Source organism: Sphingopyxis sp. GW247-27LB (genome assembly GCF_002277025.1).
Lineage (GTDB): Bacteria > Pseudomonadota > Alphaproteobacteria > Sphingomonadales > Sphingomonadaceae > Sphingopyxis.
Genome location: NZ_NIWD01000015.1, coordinates 396560 through 413834 on the forward strand (window position 1 = coordinate 396560; position 17275 = coordinate 413834).

Consider the following 17275-nt stretch of genomic DNA (forward strand, 5'->3'; position numbering starts at 1 on the left):
TTACCTGTTGCTTCATTGACTGGGAGTGAGGGGCATGGCGCAGTTCAACGATTGGTGCGTTGCGGTCGATGAACCGGTCGGAAACCACTTCCGCCGGGTCATGACCGGCCAGACCGCGAACCTCCCAACTGGCATTCAGGCAACCGCCGCAATCGTCCCAGCGCACTACGCGTCGGAGGAACATGTGGCGCGGGCGCTTGCCCGTCTCGGCAAGCCGGCCGCGGCCGCGCTCATCCAGGGCAAGCTCCCGACGACCAAGGCAATCCGCTCCGGCGATCTTGGCGAGATATATGCTACCGAATGGATCGACGCACATAGCGGTGGCTATCGTGCGCCGATCAAGCGCCTGCGCTGGAAAGATCATCGCAACATGGCGATGCGCGGAGAGGATGTGATCGGCATCCTCCAGGACCCTCAGACCCAGCGCCTGCATTTTCTCAAGACCGAGGCGAAAAGCAGGGTGGCACTCACCGCGCAAGTTCTCGTTGAAGCCCGCGCCGGCCTAGATAAGGACGGTGGTCTGCCGTCCGCCCACGCCCTCTCGTTCATTTCGGCACGTCTACTCGAGCTTAACAATCTTCCCCTTGCGGATGCGATTGACGATGCGCTGCTCAAGCATGGCATCCCGCCGCAGAACGTTTGGCATCTGCTTTTCACATTCTCTGGCAACGCGCCTGACGCCATGCTTGCCGCGTCCCTTCAGGCCTATCCGGGCCAATTCAACCAATGGGGGGTTGGCCTGCGCGTAGCGGGCCATGCCGCTTTCATCGGCGCCGTTTATGATCAGGTAATTGCCAATGCCAACAACCCCTGAAGCCATAGCCGCGGACATTGCCGAAGCCGCCACTGCCGGCTTCCGTGGGCGCCTCATAGCCCGTGGGCAGGCGCGCGCGATCATCTGGCGCGACGGTATCTTGCCGCCTGATGCGCCGGATTTTGCTCCCCAACTCAGCTATGACCTCCATTCCCATGGTTACGCGCTACTCGGGCTTGGTCTGCGACTGCGTGAGCTTGGCGGTGACGAGACGCGCGCGCGTGTCGCTTTCGAGCAGGCGGCCACTGCCCTTGAAGCCGTTATCGCCAAGGGCAATCGCGAGGAGGTCGATCGTGACTTCCACTTCGTCATGGCGGCATCGAGCTACCACCTCGCACATCTTTCCGCCCGCGCTTATTCTCTGCTCGGAATCGTGGAGGACGACGAAAATTTCTCGCCGATCGAGCGCGTGCTCGCCCAGTTGATGCGGCGGAATTTCGCGGCCCTTCGCGCAAGTGTCCTCGACTACCGAGCTTCAGGCGAAGGCAGTGACGCCCGCATTGCCGCTGCCATCCAGGCCAAGCTCGAGCAGATAGGGGACGCAACCGATCCCATTGACGGTGGCCATGACTTTCTCTTCGAGGGCCTCGATACAGCGCTAATTGATGCCTTCCTGGCCGCCATGTCCCTGTTCATCCTCGCTCTGGAACGCGGTGAGCGGGTGTTGCTCGATCAGGCGCTCGAAAGGCTGCACGTCAGTCTTGCCATCTGCAGCGAACTCAACCTGCTGCCACAATGGTGGGCGCACCGGATCGCGATTCATCTCCTGTCCGATTTGTGGTCGAACAGCTTCCACGAAAAGGTGCCGCTTCTCCCCATCGGCGGCGAAGCCGCCGAATGGCCCCAGCTTCGTGAACTGTTCATCACCTTGCTTCAGCGGCGGCCCAAAGCCGAAATCGACCTCTGGCCGTCCCAGATCGAGGCCGCTACCCGTGCTGTCGACCAGTCAGATGACCTCGTCGTCTCCCTGCCAACCAGCGCTGGCAAGACCCGTATCGCCGAACTGTGCATCCTGCGTTGCCTTGCCGGTGGGAAGAGGGTGTTTTTCATAACTCCGCTGCGCGCGCTTTCGGCCCAGACCGAAACGACCCTGCTCAGAACCTTCGGGCCGCTTGGGAAGACGATTTCGGCGCTCTACGGCAGCATCGGCGTTAGCGGTTTTGACGAAGACGCGATCCGCGAACGCAATATTGTCGTCGCCACGCCTGAAAAACTCGACTTCGCGCTGCGCAATGATCCGTCCCTACTCGACGATGTGGGACTCCTCGTCTTCGATGAAGGCCACATGATCGGCCTGAATGAGCGCGAAGTTCGCTATGAAGTGCAGATCCAGCGGCTCCTTCGCCGTCCCGATGCTCACGAACGGCGGATCGTCTGCCTCTCCGCTATCCTGCCCGACGGCAATCAACTCGACGATTTCGCTGGTTGGCTACGGCGGGATCATCCTGGCGGCCTGATCAAGAATGACTGGCGCCCGACCCGCTTGCGCTTTGGCGAGGTGATCTGGGGATCGCCCACGGCACGTCTCAACCTTCGCGTCGGGGACGAACGGCCCTGGGTTCAACGCTTCCTGACCGGGTTCGCCCCTCCCGACTGGATTCCGCCGAAGCGACGGCGGACCAAGCTATTTCCCGGTGACCAGCGTGAACTGTGCCTTGCCACCGCTTGGCGACTAATTGAGGATGGACAGACCGTCCTGATCTTCTGCCCGCTACGGCGAAGCGTAGAGCCTTTCGCGGATGTCATCGTCGATCTTCATGAGCGTGGCGCACTGCGTTCACTGCTCGAAGCCGACCCAGCAGTTCTCGGCACGGCAATCGCGCTCGGAGAAGAATGGCTGGGACCGGACAGCGCGATTCTCAAATGCCTGCGCCTGGGGGTCGCCCTTCACCACGGCGCTCTGCCAACCGCGTATCGCAAAGAGGTTGAGCGCCTTCTACGCGACAATGTGCTCAAGGTAACAATCTCTTCGCCCACCCTGGCGCAAGGCCTCAACCTGTCGGCGACAGCCGTCATCATGCACTCGCTGCACCGCAACCGCGAGATGATTGAGGTCTCCGAGTTCAAGAATGTCATCGGGCGGGCAGGCCGAGCCTATGTCGATGTCGAAGGCATGGTGCTCTTTCCCATGTTCGATGACATCGCCAAAAAGCGGCGCAACTGGGAAGCCCTTATCACTGACCTCGGCGCACGGGAGATGGAGAGTGGCTTGGTCCGGCTTGTTGCAGCCCTGTTGGCTCGCATGCGTGAACGTATCGGCGGCGACCTCGATCTACTCGTCGAATATGTGGTCAACAATGCCGCAGCCTGGACTTTCCCCGAGGTCGCGAACGAGAAACCAGAAGACCGTGCGCGCGCGCTTGCCGACTGGGAGCGACATGTCGCGACCCTCGACACGGCCGTCCTCAGCCTGATCGGTGAAAACGACATCCCGGACGAGGGGATCGAAGCGGCGCTGGACACCATCCTTCAGTCCTCCCTCTGGCAGCGCCGCCTTCTACGGCAGAACGAGCCAGTGCAGCAGGCCCTCAAAGCGGGTCTCGTCTCGCGTAGCCGGCTCATCTGGAGCCAATCCACTGCCGAGCGCCGCCGGGGCTATTTCCTGGCCGGGGTGGGCCTTTCGACCGGCCAGGCACTGGACGCGATTGCCGCAGACGCGAATAATCTTCTGGTTCAGGCCAACGGTGCAATCCTCCAAAACGACGCGGACGCGGCCATCGTAGCGATCACGGCTTTCGCCGAGCTGGTCTTCGGCTTCTATCCCTTCATGCCAGACTCCATGCCGGCAAATTGGCGGGACATCCTGCGAGCCTGGCTACTCGGTCAGCCGATGGCGATGATCGCGGCCGGTCAAGAATCAGAGACGCTGCAGTTCATTGAGGGCGGACTCGTGTACCGCCTTCCCTGGGCCATGGAGGCGATCCGAGTTCGGGCAGCCGCCAACGGCGATACGATCGGCGTCTTCGATCTTCCTCTCGAAGATCACGAACTTGGCCTTGCTGTTCCCGCAGTCGAAACCGGGACCCTGAATCGCTCTGCATCGATACTGATCCAGGCGGGGTTCAATTCGAGGCTCGCCGCAATCAAGGCCGTCACGGATACCGGCGCAACCTTCCATACCGGGCAGGAGCTTCGGCATTGGCTGAACTCCGAGGCAGTCGAGGCATGGAGTGCACTGCCCGATTGGCCGACCGCAGAAACCAAAGCGATGTGGATAGACTTTGTGCAAAGCTTCACGCCGCGTGACAATCGCACCTGGGCCGACCGGCGATATTGGGCGAACGTAACATGGCTGAACGCCCCTCCACCGTCCGGCACGCCGGTCCAGGTTCACCATTGGACAGGCCAACCACGGGTGCTCTCGGCCGACGGAACCCCGCTTGGTACGGTGCAAGGTGCGCTCAACCCAGGCCGAGCCGGATTGCTGCGCGCTCAGGTTGCTCAAGACGTCAGCAAGATCGACATCATTTATCTGGGGCCAGCCGACCTTTCGGGCGCGTGATTCGCTAAGGCTCGCCTGCCAAGCGTCCCAGCTGTTTCAGCATATTGGCTAGGTGCGAACTCAATGCTCACATTTCGATCCAGAGATGGTCGATCCGGATGCTGTTTTGGCCGGCCAACCGTGCGTGATTGGATTGCAATGACGCAATTCTCGCGACCGTATTGTGCTCCACGATGTTGAGCTTGTCAGCGGCTGACCAGCCTTCGACGGCATCTCTTTCCAACCCGTCAATCCATTCGTCGATTTGAACGGCCCATGCAGCGATGTTTCGTGCCTGCACATAGCCGATCATGGCGGCCCGAATTTGGTTCGCGGCATGATGCCCCGCCTTGAATCGCTGGATGCCGCCCGTCGTGCTGAAGCGGCTGTAGAGATACTCTCGCTCGTCACGGCCAGTTCCGATCGGCGTCGGCAGCCGCTTGCATTCGATGGGGAGGAGTGCTTGGTATTCAGTATACTGACGGCCGTTGATCCAGATGACTGATCCGCTTGGCGCTACCACAAGGTCGATCGAACGCCGAGCATCGGTTTCATCCGGTTCTTCTCGCCTGAATTGCAGAAAATCCCAGCCGGGAGCGTGGCGGCTTGCACTTGTTAGGCGCGAACAAAGCTGGGCGGTCAATCCTACTTCCCCAGTCTGCGCAGGCCTGGCCGGATCGTTCCGCCAACCAGGGAGAACGCTGCCGATGAAGTCTACAAGCGACGAGAGCCATTCGTCAGGAAGGTGAACTCCGCTATCAAGCGATCCCGTTTGAGCTCGGCCATCGCCGTCATCCGCGAGCACGCTAGAAACCCTGTGCGCGAAGATCTGCGAGGACGTCATCCGCATCGCGCAACGCGATCGATCGTGTCCAGAACCGATGGCGGTCAGGCTTCAGCAAGAACACGAAGCCCTTGTCGTAAATTCTGGTGATGCGCGTGACCGTCAGACCGGAACTGCGACGCTCATGGAGAAGAGCATCAAGGCGATCGCGCAGTTCGTCGGCACCTGACCAGTCGATGGCACCGTCACCAAATGCATAGGCCTTGCAAATGGCGCCCGACCAGTGCTGGAACTGAAGGGTACGTAGCGGGTTGCGCGAATAGATAGCATTGATCTGGTTGGTGAAAACCTCGTCAAAACCGTCGAGCGCTTCGGCGGGCGCCGCCTGCATCACGGGAGCGGCAGTCCCAAGCCGGATGAATTCACGTTGATACGAGACGATATCCTCAGCGATTATCCGTTCGTTTTGACTGAGATCGAGATTCTCGTCCTCCGGATAGGGTAGGGCGAGAATGTCAGCTCCCAATATCGCAGTCGCTCGCTGGACAAACAGACTAGCGCTGATGCCAGCGACGTATGCCCTGAGAACGGTTTGCTCTCGGCGTAGCCAAGCCTCAATCGCCGCGAGCTGTTCCTTGTCAGTTTGGTCAGCTGCAAAGCCCAGAATGCGATGCTTGTAGGTCAGATAATGACCAGTCCACATCGCGTGATGAAGATCCTCATTTTCCTTGATCAAGAGAAATGGCGACGTGAACCTCGCAGCTGTCTTGGTGTCCTTAATCGGTCGATTGGGTACGGTTTCGAACGCTTCAACATCAATACCAGCTTCGGACAACGCTTCCGTCGGCAGCAGCGGCTTGCCAATGAGATGGTCTGCCGGTCGGGAAATGCCCTTGAGACCGGCAATATATCCTTCCCCAAAGTCCCAACCCCGTTCCGCCGCGAAGTCCCTTAGCGTCGGATAACCGCGCAACCGCTTGATCAGATCGTGGACACGACTGCCGCCGAGTAGGTTGGCACGCCAAATGTCTCGTGACCGTTCGGCGTCTTCGTTTTTGAGCCAATGCAGGTCGTAATAGTCAATGTCGAAGCCTTGCTCCGCCGTGGCACGGCCATTACGCCGAAAAACCGCATGGAGCAGACGGCTGTTGGGGCCTGGCTTCTCAGCCTCGGCGATCACCACCACAATCTTTGGGTCAGCCTCGCCCTTCTTAAACAGCCCGCGGACAGAGACGAAATCCAGAACCTCCCGGACTCTCCAGCGAGCGAAGAATGTCCGGCGAAATGCGAGGGCGTGCTGATTGTAGAGAAAGCCCGAGGGTTCGACCATCGCCAGCACGCCGTTCGGCGCCAGCATCTCCATCGCATCGTGCAGGAAAAGATAGGCGAGCTGTTTGTCTGCCAACGCGCCATGCACCTTCGTGTAGGCAGCATAGCTCCGTTTCGACCCATCCGTCGCCAAAGAAGATTCAAAAGGCGGATTGCCGACGATCGCCGCCACCGGCGCTTTGACCAACCCTTTCGCCTTCGCGTCGAAAAAACAGCTATGGTGCAGGGTCACGTCGGCCAGCGGTGGGAATAGCTTCACGCTGGATCGGATTTCTTCAGGTTGAAGCGCGTCGCAGAGGCTGAGGCACAAGCTGAACGCAGCTAGCTCGACAGCGCCGTCCTCTAGATCGATGCCGTGCACGCGCTGGAGAAGCGGGTGCAGTTCGTCGATGCCGGGCCGTTCCCAGTCATGCCGCCAACGCCAATGCAGAACGAGCCGCCTATAGGCTTCAACCAAAAATACGCCTGACCCGCAGGCCGGATCGAGAATTACACCGTCTCCAGCCATGAGCTTGTCGAGCCGATCCCAGCTCAGCGTCTCCTCCAGCATCAGCCGGACAAGAGCGGGTGGGGTGTAGATGGAACTCGAAGCATCCTTCACGAAAAGCTGGTAAATATTGCTGATCAGTTCGACCGGCAGGTCACGGAACGAATAAAGCCGCCAGAGGCTGAGCTGGCCCGTGCTGTCCTCATAGCCCTCGACGAGACGCGCGTAGCTCGTGAGTTCGGTGCTTACCGCGAGGGCAGCGCGTTCCTCGTCTGTCAACTTGAAGACGTGGCCATTGAAACGCTCTTCGAGCGCTTCGAGCAGGCTGACCAGCGCTGCGCCGTCGCCCAAGACCTCGAAAAAACGGCTAGCACCTTCGCGGGCCCTTGCGAAATCTGCAGGCAAGAGAACTGATCGTTCTTCAAGATAGGCGATCAACAACGATAGGATCAGCAAGCGTCGGCGAAGGCGCGGCGTGAGAAGCTCTTGTTCCGTGAGCTGCTTGGCCAGCGCGCGCACCTCTTCGACAAGCGTGCGATGCGCTGCCTTTTGGGCTGAGAGCATGAGCTTGCAGGCGCCGGGATCGTCCCAGATTGTTCCATTCTGGATGCGAGCAGCATCCCACCAGACGTCCTGCGCGGCGATTTTGGCACCAATCAGCAGCGTTCGAATAGGCTTGCAGATCAGTACGTCGTCTGCCCCGGCGAAGTCAGGCTCGTGGGCGCAGCGGAAGAGCTGGATGCACCCCGGTACGGTGCGATAAACGAGGGGAACACCGCCCCAGCTCCAGAGGCGCTTGTGGAGTTCTGCGAAGCTGTTGTCGTCCAGATCATCGCTCGCATCGTAGATGAAGGCCTGCGGCACAGGCGCTCGCCCGTGGCGCTCAGCTTCAAAGAATACCGCTCGCGCGCCATAGGATTGCGCCTTCTCCATGATGGCGACTTCTTCAGGCGGTCGACCGCTGCGATCATAATCTTCGACTGCCACCAAGCCATCAAGGCTGGGCAGACCGCGACCATCGCTGATTGAAAACAGCCAATCGGCCGTACCCTGAGTGGCAGCAGCTACCTCCCATGTCATAGCTGGCACCACAATGCTGGTGCGGCGTGCCTCGGCTGACCCTCATGCATGATCATTTCTGCCGCTGCTTCTTCGAGAGTGCGTAACCTTCCCGGAGAAGATCGGTCATGCTTATCCCTTGGGCCACGGCGAACCCTTTGAATTCTTTCTTGAACTCCGGATCGACTTTGAAGTTGAGGGAAGTACCTTTGCCGGAGTCCGTGCCTGCATCGTTGGCGGGCGCAGCCGCTTGTCTGTTAGCCATCGAGCCCCCTTCACCTTCGCGGTCGGCCCAGTCCGACCTTGATTTTCTCCCAGAATCCCAGATTTCTGGCTTTCTTGCAACCCGGAAAGCCAGAAATCTGGAATTAGCTCCTATGTCCCTTCGGCGCAGCCTCCTTGAAGAGCCGGGTGCCTGTTTCCAGCTTTCGTGCCAGCGCCTCGACAAACCCTTCATAGCGTTCCTTACCCTGGGCCTGCGCAGCCGCCATCGCGGACTCCGGCAACGGCGGGTTGGCGGTGAGCCAGAACCTGACAAACAGCGCCAAGGCCTCATTCGTCACTTCGATCTGAAATTCCAGCCGCTCATTCTGCTTGGTCAGCCGGTCAAGGCGCCGAGTGACTGCCGCCTCCATGCGTTCGGAGCCATCGGGCGAAAGGAACGACGCAATTGCGGTCTCGACAATCGACGCCTGCGTCGCACGCTTGCGGATAGCAAATTCGGCGAGTTGCCGGGAGATGTCCGGCGGCAGGCGGAATGTGTGTTTGATACGGTTGCCGGACTTCACAGCTCAATTCCGTCGCCGGGATCGAGCGACGCCCGCCGTGCATTGCCGCGCATCCGGTCCTGCAGGCGGCGGTTCCGCACGGCATCATCGTCGGTTTGCTCGTCACGATCAAAGTCGAACTCCTTGGCAACCGGTTTGGGCGGTGGCGCGATGTCCTCGTGGATCGGCAGTTCGGGTTCGGTGCGAATCCCAGCATTTTCGGGATCGCTCTCGGGTTCATGCTTACCCGTTCCCCTGCGCTTTATTTGTGCGGGCATCTTGGCCACCAACCCCTGCCAATCGTGACGCGCCCCTGCTTCCTTGGCGGTGGCGCGGACCTCGGGTGGAGACATAACCCGGGCGGCAAGTCGCCGGTCGCGGAAGTATTGCGCTTTCTTCGCTCGGATCGGATGAGCACCTGCCATCATCACGATCTCATCGGTTTTAGGAAGCTCCTGGATCTCGCCCGGGGTGAGCAGCGATCGGGCGGTCTCCGACTTGGAGATCATCAGATGGCCAAGCCAGGGCGACAGCCGGTGCCCGGCATAGTTCTTCATGGCGCGCAGCTCAGTTGCCGTGCCCAGCGATTCCGAGACGCGCTTGGCCGTGCGCTCGTCGTTGGTCGCAAAGCAGACGCGAACGTGGCAGTTGTCGAGGATCGCGTTGTTCTGGCCGTAGGCGTGCTCGATCTGGTTCAATGACTGCGCGATGAGGAAGGCTTTCATCCCGTACCCAGCCATGAACGCCAGTGCGCTTTCGAAGAAGTCGAGCCGCCCGAGCGCCGGAAACTCATCGAGCATGATGAGCACCCGCTGGCGCTTGGCGTCGGGCGCCAGTTCCTCGGTCAGCCGGCGACCGATCTGGTTGAGCAGCAGCCGGATCAACGGCTTGGTGCGGCTGATGTCTGATGGCGGGATGACAAGGTAAAGCGTCGCAGGCCGCTTGGCATCGACCAGGTCGGCAATCCGCCAATCGCACTGCCGCGTCACATGCGCAACCACTGGATCGCGATAGAGGCCAAGGAACGACATTGCGGTCGAGAGTACGCCGGAGCGTTCGTTTTCGGACTTGTTGAGGAGTTCGCGTGCTGCGCTGGCGACGACGGGGTGGACGCCGTCATCACCCAGATGCGGTGTCATCATCATCGCCGCGAGTGTGGATTCGAACGAGCGCTTGGGATCGGACAGGAAGGCAGCGACGCCTGCCAGTGTCTTGTCAGGCCCGGCGTAGAGAACGTGCAGGATCGCGCCGACCAGCAGCGAATGGCTGGTCTTTTCCCAATGATTGCGCTTTTCGAGGCTGCCTTCGGGATCGACCAGCACGTCGGCGACATTCTGGACGTCGCGTACTTCGCAGACACCGCGCCGCACTTCGAGCAGCGGATTGTAGGCAGCGGACTCGGCGTTGGTCGGGTCGAACAGCAGCACCCGGCTGAAACTGGAGCGGTAGCCAGCTGTCAGCGTCCAGTTCTCGCCCTTGATATCGTGGACGATTGCCGAACCTGGCCAGGTCAGCAGGGTCGGGATGACAAGCCCGACACCCTTGCCGCTGCGGGTGGGCGCGAAACACAGAACATGCTCGGGTCCGTCATGGCGCAGATACTGGTTGTTGAACTGGCCGAGCACGACGCCCTTGTCGTCGAGCAGGCCTGCGGCCCTGATCTCTCGGCCGTCCGCCCAGCGTGCCGTCCCATAGGTGGCCGCCGTCTTCATTTCGCGGGCGCGCCAGACCGACATGCCGATCGCGACGATGATCGAGGCAAAGCCGCCGGTGACCGCGATCATTCCGCCGGTATTGAAGACGTGCGGCGCATAGGCATCGTAGCTGAACCACCACCAGAAAAAGTCATAGGGCCGATAGACCGGCCAACCCAGCAGCTCGAACCAGGGCGTGCCCAGCTCAGGCTGGTAGCCAAGCGCTGATGCCGTCCACTGCGTTGCGCTCCAGATGCCGGTCAGCACGAGCAGGAACACGGCGAGGATCTGTCCCCAGAGGATCTTGGTCGCAGCCATCGGTTTCTCCTTGTCCGCAAGTCCAATCATTGGTTTGCGGGCGGGTGCAAGACCGGCAGACCCGACAGCGTAACGTGGCGAAAAACGACTAGGTTTGGCGAAGAGGCCGAGATGCAGTGCGGCGACAGCGCACAGCCTACAGGCCCAGCGTCCGGCTGCGGGTGAAGCTCCAGTCGACTCCGCCGCGCGCGTTGAGGGTGCCGCTGACAGCTTGACCCAAATGGCGTTCAAGGCTCGGTCGCCAGGGTACGAGCTGGAAGCCCATCCCGTTGTCGATCATGGCAAAGCGGCCCGAGGAGAGGTTGACGCGCTCGCGGTATATGCCGGCGAGATGTTCGCCAGGTTGAGCAGGGGCATGTTCAAGCCCCGACCGTGCTGCGATGTGCTTGGTCGCATCGGTCAACTCGCGGGTGCGCAATTCTTCGAGCAGGTCTTTGGCGAAGATGAATCGCTGCCCTTGTCGGCGCGCCAGACCCTCGGATACCAAATGCTCGGAGCGCGCGGCAAGCGCATCGCGCACGTCCGCCCCGAAGCCGCCAGCGGTTTGTTCAGGCTCACGGGCGACCAGCTGTCGATCCAGCCATGTCGCGCCGGGTGCCTTGATCTGCCCGGCGAGCGACAGGTCGGACCTGACCGACAAGGATTGGTGATCGTTGCCCCGCGTGTCGCGCCATTGGCCAAGTTCGACAATCGCACCGGGCTTTGCGTCGCTTGTCTGCTCGATGTCGTCGAACCGGAGGTAATGGGTTCGCCCATCGGTCGCAGCGACAACCGCATAGGCAGTGCCGGTGAGCTCATCATGGAGCCCACGTTCGACCAGTCTCCCGATTACCGGTTCGGCAACCAAGTCGTCATGCAGCGCAAAGCGCCCGGTGTCGGCGTGACGGTCATCGGCAGCCATCGCGCGGTGCATAGTCTTGATGATGTCGCCCCGGATGGAAAGGTCGCGCAGCGTTTCCTCGAGGCCCGGCTTCAATGTCCAGCAGGCTGGGCCGACGCGCTCGGCAAGTCCCAGCCGTTTGAGTTTGGCGGAGCGACCGAGCAGGTAATTGTGATTGGGGCGATCATAGCCCGATGGATTTGGTCGGAGATCGACTACCCCGCCATTGTCATCCGCCATGCGTTGGAGCGTGCGGTCGAGACTGGTCCAGCGTTCCGCATCGACCTCGCGGGCAATCGACCGGGCGATCTCGCGCTCGCTGCGTGGCCCGAGTTCGACGGTGACCCGCTCCTCGGCGCGGGCACGAAACCCGGCCCGAATGTAATCGCGGTCGATGACGATGTCCTTGCCATCCTCGGCGCGGCCGCGGACGAGGATATGGACGTGCGGGTTGTCGGTGTTCCAGTGATCGACCGCCACCCAGTCGAGCCGGGTGTCAAGGTCACGGACCATGTCGTCCATCAGCTCGCGGGTGAAAGTCCGGATGTCTTCTAGTTCGGCTGCATCTTCGGGCGAAACGATAAAGCGGAAGTGGTGGCGATCATCTTCGCAGCGTCCGGCAAAGGCATCACCGTCGACTGAATCGGATACCTCATCGAAGAGGCCGGCCTCCTTGCCATCGCGGGTGACGCCATCGCGCTTGAGGTAGGCGACATGACGGGCGAGCGGGGCGGCACGAAAGCGGGTGCCCTTATGCCGGATAACGCGCGCCTTGACCACGACGCGCCGGTTGGTGGGGCGGGACCGTGCGGCAAGTCCAGCACGGCGCCCACGTGCCGAGCGCCCCGTCCCGGAATTGCGTGATCGTGCGAGCCGGTGCCCACCTTTCATCGAATAGCTGATGATCTGGCCGACGAATGACTGCGCTCGCCGACCGCTCCCACTGCCCCGGCTGCGCCCTTTGCCGGGCCGAATATGGAAATCGTCTTCGCTCATCGCGAAATGAGCCCAAATTTGAGCCTCTCAGCGGCCGACGGCTCAATAAGCGTTGAAAACATTGTAGAAATCGAAGGGAGAGCCAGCAGGGCTGTTCGACCGACGGCTGAAATTATCGCATTGTTCCAATCACCTGCACCCACACCGACGGCGACGCTTTTATCTGGCCATCGTAATTCTCCCTTCCTCCCTTCCGTCCCTAAACCCCTCCACCCCCCGCCAATCCACGCCACGACGCGCCAGAGGGGCAATGGTGCGATCACTGCGAACGGCTTCCCGAAACGGGTGCGAAGAGGCCGCCAAGCGGACGGGATGAAGCGAGGGGCGGAGCCGCCGAAGCTTCATCGATGTCCACGAAGGTCGAGTCGATGGCAGCATTGGTGCGCACGGCAAAAAGCTGGCTCTGTGCCCAGGATATGCGGATTGGCTGCACAGGCGACGCGCTGGCGACGACAGTCGGCGCGCTTGCCGATTGCAGCATCGGTGCGATCCTGGCGACGTAGCCGCGGGTCTCGGCGGGGAGCGGGCGACCGCGATCTCGCCAATCTTCATAGCGTCCCGGCCCTGCATTGTAGGCAGCGAGGAAGCCGGAGGTGCCGTAGCTGTCATACAATTCACGCAGGTAGGACGTGCCAGCCATGATGTTGTCGCGCGGGTCGAACGGGTCAGCGCCAAGCCCGAACCGGGTGCGCTGGCGCGCCCAGGTTCCGGGCATGAGCTGCATCAGTCCCATCGCACCGGCAGACGAAACCGCGCCGATCCTGCCTGCACTTTCGGTGCGCATCACGGCGTAGATCCAAGTCTCCGGCAGACCGAATCGCAGCGAGGCCTCAGAGACGTGCGAAGCGATGTCGATGAAGCGCGGCTGGGCCTGTTCGGCAGCGTCCTGCCCGAAGGCAGGAGCGTTACCGAACAGGCTCAGAGCGGCGAGCATGGCAGCGAAAGGTGCAAGCCGGCGCATGGCTCAGCTCGTGGCTTCGCGCCGGGACGGGCGCGACCAGACCAGCACATGGCCGTTCTTGTCATCGTGGAAGAGGTTGGCGCGCAGCGGTTGGGTGAACATGGGATCATCGATCTGGATCGCCACATAGTCACCGGCCTTCTCGCCGACATGCTTCCATCCCGCGCCAACTTCACGCGCCTCATCTTCCGACCCCACAATCACGCGGTAGTCCGGGGCGTTGTCGTTTTCGCGACTTTCGGCGGGCAGCAGTACAAGGTCGATGTTGAGAGTCAGCGTGTGCAGATGCCCGGCAAAGCCGCCATCGGCGGCAACAAATGTTCCGATATGCATGGGTCAGTCTCCTTGGTTGGTGGTGGTTGAAAGATCGGAAGAGCGGGGATCGGCGAGCCAGACATGGTCCCCATTTCCCGCTTCGTCGGTCCAGACGGGCGTCGCGCGGCCGATCACATCGGTCAGGCGCAGCATGCCGAAATAGCGGCCGTCGAAGCTGTCAGGCGCCGCCGGGTTCATCACGAACAGCTCGCCGGAATGCAGTGTCCGGCAGCCGAACCATGCGGGCAGCGATCGGTCCAGGCGGTCGCGGGCACGCGCCGCGCCGACGAACTTGCCGTCGATGGTCACACCGTGGCCGAAGCGGCAGACGCGCTGGCCGCTGACGGCGGCGACGCGCTTGAGCAGCGGGACGCCGGTCGGGAGATAGCCGCGTGTCGCAAGCAAGTGGCGCAATGGCGGCGGCGGTTCGATGGCGACGCGCTCGCCGACGTGCAGGCTCGCCCTGCCACGGATGGCATAGAGCCCGGTTGGTACGCTCGCTGTCGCGTTCCACACCGCATAACGCGAGACCGGCACGGTCAGCGTCGCGAGTGTGGCGGCACCGACGACGCCAGCGACGAGGAAGCAGCGCCGCGTCATGGCAACAGCGCCTTGCGCTTGAGCCAGGCACGATGGCGCGCGGGCGAATAGCCGCGTGGCACATCGCGCGCGGCAAGGCGGTTGTGGATGTGCAGCCAATGATCGGGGGCGACGTCGCATGGGTCGATGCCAGACGTCTCGATCGCATCGATCAGGCGGAACACCTGCGCGACCTTCGGCCAGCCATGAACACTGAGAAGCACGTCTCCGCCCGGATCGACCTGCGGCACTAGGGTTCTGGGTTCGCTCGTTTCGACGGCGCGCACGATGTCGAGCGTCGAGCGAACCGTGCCATATTCATTGGATGCCCAGCGAACCAAACCGAACACCTGACCCGCTGCGTAGCTTTCGATACGTTGCTTGCGATCGACGATCCGGTTTGCAACCGGCTTGCCGAATTTGAGCCAGTCCTCGCGCCGACCTTCGTGCCAGACAAGCGTGATGTGAGTCAGTTGGGGGCCATCGCCGAGTGAAGCGTCGCGCGGCCTGCGCGGTGGTGCGGCGCCATTCGTCCACAGGTCCGATTCCGTTAGCAAGAATCCGAAGGATTCTTTGTTAGCTATGTTAAGGGGTTCACAACGCCAGCGTTTCTGCGGGTTTGCGGGCCATTTCGGTTCCCGATAGTCCGAACTTTCGGTTCCTGATCGTCCGAGTCTGACGGTTCCTGATAGTCCGTGCCCGATCATGACATATCCACAGGGCTGAGCCCGACGCGCCGCATGGCCGCATCGAATGGATCGATGGGCATTGCGACGAAGTTCAGCCGTTCGCGGCCAAGCGCATGCTCGAGGGTGAGTGAGTATCCAGGCAGCGCTTGCCGCCGAACGATGGCGCGCAGATCGAAGGCGAAGCGCTTCATCGGCGAGAGCGCGCCAGACTTCATGTGGAGGTGCTGGAAATCGAAGCTCCAGCCACCCTTCTGCTTGCCACCGTGTTTGCGCACCAAGCGATAAAGCCAGCGCTCCAGTCCACCGGTCAGCGCGAAATAGGCCGGGTCGATCGTCAGGACGAGCGCCTGGTCGATCACGCCCTCGTAGAACCAGTCGGGAATGATCATCTCGATACCCGTTGCGCGGCCTGCACCGTCGAGCCGTTCCTTCCACTCGTTGATCCAGGAGAAACGGTGCCGCCGCCGTGCGTCGCGCTGGCGGATCGAGGTCGCGATGGTGGTGGATTGGAGGCGGTCGAGACCGGCCTTCAGCCGCTCGTAGCTCGCTTTCCCGGTTCCACGCCGGGTAAAGGCAAGGATCTCGTGCGGGGTGGCAGCAATCAGCCGCGAGGTCGGCCGACCGGCGTCGCGGGCCTCGACGATCTGGCTCGCGACCCAGATGAGGACGTCGGCGTCCCAGATGGTCGCCATGCCATGTTCGGCGGTCGCCTCGACCAGGATCGAGACCTCGCCCATCCGGAAATCGATGGGCCGCACTCGTTTGGTCTTGGCGAGACTGAAGAAGGGCCAGGCCATCAGGTCCTGCGCGTCACGCGCGGCGATGTCGCCGCCCGCGCTGACGAACAGGTCAAGCTGATGGCCCTCAACCGGAAAGGAGGAAGTGCGGCGCATTGATCTGCTCAGCGGCGCACGGGACCGGTATAGCCGTCCATCCGCTTGGCAGGATGGACTACTCCCTTGCCGGGATCGCTGGTTGAACGACGCAGGCCTTGCTCGGCCCAGGCGTCGAGGTCGGTGATCGAATAGACGATGCGACCGCCGAGCTTGCGGTAGACCGGTCCGGTGCCGAAGCAGCGATGTTTTTCAAGAGTCCGGGCGGACAGGCCGACGTGCACGGCAGCATCGGGCGTCCGCAGGAAACGGGCTATTACAGGGGTGGGTCTGGCTTCCATGGGCTGGCTCCGCTGGGGTTCGGGCACAGCGGCGGGGTGCCGCTGGTTGCGGAGACCAATGGCGAAGTCAGGATTGCGGGTGGGAGTGACAGAATAGCAGGGGCCGGAATTGTCACCCCTGCGGATCGGTCAGCAGTGGCGTAGGAGATTTCTGTATCCACCCTCGACCAATCGCCGGGCGTCGGCGATCAGCCGGAGCACGTGCCGGCGTTCGCCTGATCCCTTCCAGATGGCACTGGCAAGAGGACGATGGTTGGGCAAAACGAGGCCGAAGGCGATCTCCCGCGCAGAAGCTCCGGCCTCCAGTGCGTCGTGCAGGCCAAGGAACTGGACCAAGCGAATCCGCTGGTAACGGGTCGGTATTGCAGCGTGATCAAGGCGAAGGCGAGTACCGCCTGTCACGCGCTCCAGGCGGGTCGCAGCGGCAAGCCGCAAGGCGCAGCTGGCGTCGCAGGCAATCGAGAAGCGAGGTGATGCCACATGCGGCGCATGGCGAACGCAAAGGCGAAGCCGGGTGGGGCCTTGCGCGAGCACGAGATGGCGCTCGGCATCATTCGTTGCGTCCGCGATCGGCTCACAGCCAGGCGGAAGCGTAACCGAATACGCTGGGTCGGGCACATCGAGAACAACGACGTCCGGTGCCACGTCCGGCGACCACAGCGCTGGGTTTTCCCTCGGGTCGGCGGTAGGCAAAGTGGGGAAAGCTGAGGCCCCACCGCCCGGCCAGACCCTCCTGTTCTGCGTGTTCGCCCCTTGGTTCCGTTGCCACACGAGCTACAGTTTCAGCATAATCCTGGCGGTAATCGGTATTGCGTTGCAGGAACTCCTGCGCGAAGTCCGCATAGTCATGATGTCGATACTGATCTGCGGTCGATGGTGACCGCCATGACGAACCACCGGTCATAAGACCTCTACAAAACACGGCCAAGAAGGCCAAGTCTCAAGTCT

General features: G+C 61.8%; 16 protein-coding genes. 2 read left to right on the top strand and 14 right to left on the bottom strand.

The genetic code is table 11. The features are described from left to right. The first annotated feature begins 34 nt into the window (after positions 1–34). Both CD928_RS21055 and CD928_RS21060 read left to right on the top strand, forming a co-directional pair. Positions 35–814, top strand: a complete 780-nt coding sequence (locus tag CD928_RS21055; RefSeq protein WP_095389038.1) for a Hachiman antiphage defense system protein HamA — start codon at positions 35–37, stop codon at positions 812–814. Beyond that, complete coding sequence (locus tag CD928_RS21060; RefSeq protein ID WP_095389039.1) at positions 798–4316, top strand: DEAD/DEAH box helicase; 3519 nt, start codon at positions 798–800, stop codon at positions 4314–4316. Before CD928_RS21055 ends, CD928_RS21060 begins: the two co-directional genes overlap by 17 nt. Positions 4317–4383: 67 nt before the next feature. On the opposite strand, the gene CD928_RS21065 is transcribed toward CD928_RS21060, so the two are convergent. From CD928_RS21065 to CD928_RS23945, 14 genes are all read right to left on the bottom strand, one after another. Then, positions 4384–4938, bottom strand: coding sequence for a hypothetical protein (locus CD928_RS21065; protein WP_217983801.1), 555 nt, complete (start codon positions 4936–4938; stop codon positions 4384–4386). Between the two features lie 163 nt (positions 4939–5101). Beyond that, positions 5102–7975: a class I SAM-dependent DNA methyltransferase gene (locus CD928_RS21070; protein ID WP_095389040.1), complete on the bottom strand. Its 2874-nt coding sequence runs from the start codon at positions 7973–7975 to the stop codon at positions 5102–5104. A 52-nt stretch (positions 7976–8027) separates the two neighbouring features. After that, complete coding sequence (locus tag CD928_RS21075) at positions 8028–8219, bottom strand: hypothetical protein (RefSeq protein WP_095389041.1); 192 nt, start codon at positions 8217–8219, stop codon at positions 8028–8030. A 103-nt stretch (positions 8220–8322) separates the two neighbouring features. Beyond that, the gene (locus CD928_RS21080; RefSeq protein WP_095389042.1) at positions 8323–8742 is read right to left on the bottom strand and encodes a CopG family transcriptional regulator; all 420 of its coding nucleotides are present in this window, start codon (positions 8740–8742) and stop codon (positions 8323–8325) included. Continuing rightward, positions 8739–10733, bottom strand: coding sequence for a conjugal transfer protein TraG (locus CD928_RS21085; RefSeq protein WP_095389043.1), 1995 nt, complete (start codon positions 10731–10733; stop codon positions 8739–8741). The genes CD928_RS21080 and CD928_RS21085 overlap by 4 nt, the downstream gene beginning before the upstream one ends. Positions 10734–10869: 136 nt before the next feature. Continuing rightward, on the bottom strand, positions 10870–12609 hold the full coding sequence (locus CD928_RS21090) for a DUF3363 domain-containing protein (protein WP_095389044.1): 1740 nt from the start codon (positions 12607–12609) through the stop codon (positions 10870–10872). A gap of 259 nt (positions 12610–12868) precedes the next feature. Beyond that, positions 12869–13570, bottom strand: coding sequence for a lytic transglycosylase domain-containing protein (locus CD928_RS21095; RefSeq protein ID WP_095389045.1), 702 nt, complete (start codon positions 13568–13570; stop codon positions 12869–12871). 3 nt (positions 13571–13573) lie between these two features. Then, the gene (locus CD928_RS21100) at positions 13574–13903 is read right to left on the bottom strand and encodes a DUF736 domain-containing protein (RefSeq protein WP_095389046.1); all 330 of its coding nucleotides are present in this window, start codon (positions 13901–13903) and stop codon (positions 13574–13576) included. Positions 13904–13906: 3 nt separating this feature from the next. Then, the gene (locus CD928_RS21105; RefSeq protein WP_095389047.1) at positions 13907–14485 is read right to left on the bottom strand and encodes a S26 family signal peptidase; all 579 of its coding nucleotides are present in this window, start codon (positions 14483–14485) and stop codon (positions 13907–13909) included. Beyond that, positions 14482–15171, bottom strand: coding sequence for a DUF2840 domain-containing protein (locus tag CD928_RS21110; RefSeq protein WP_369679316.1), 690 nt, complete (start codon positions 15169–15171; stop codon positions 14482–14484). Before CD928_RS21110 ends, CD928_RS21105 begins: the two co-directional genes overlap by 4 nt. Continuing rightward, positions 15168–16046, bottom strand: a complete 879-nt coding sequence (locus CD928_RS21115) for a replication initiator protein A (RefSeq protein WP_095389048.1) — start codon at positions 16044–16046, stop codon at positions 15168–15170. The genes CD928_RS21110 and CD928_RS21115 overlap by 4 nt, the downstream gene beginning before the upstream one ends. 8 nt (positions 16047–16054) lie before the next feature. After that, on the bottom strand, positions 16055–16327 hold the full coding sequence (locus CD928_RS21120; protein WP_095389049.1) for an AlpA family transcriptional regulator: 273 nt from the start codon (positions 16325–16327) through the stop codon (positions 16055–16057). Positions 16328–16456: 129 nt separating this feature from the next. Next, entirely contained in the window at positions 16457–16972 is a 516-nt protein-coding gene (locus CD928_RS24075) for a DUF2285 domain-containing protein (RefSeq protein ID WP_176473659.1), read from the bottom strand. Next, positions 16902–17231, bottom strand: coding sequence for a DUF6499 domain-containing protein (locus CD928_RS23945; protein ID WP_255247284.1), 330 nt, complete (start codon positions 17229–17231; stop codon positions 16902–16904). Before CD928_RS23945 ends, CD928_RS24075 begins: the two co-directional genes overlap by 71 nt. Positions 17232–17275 lie beyond the last annotated feature (44 nt).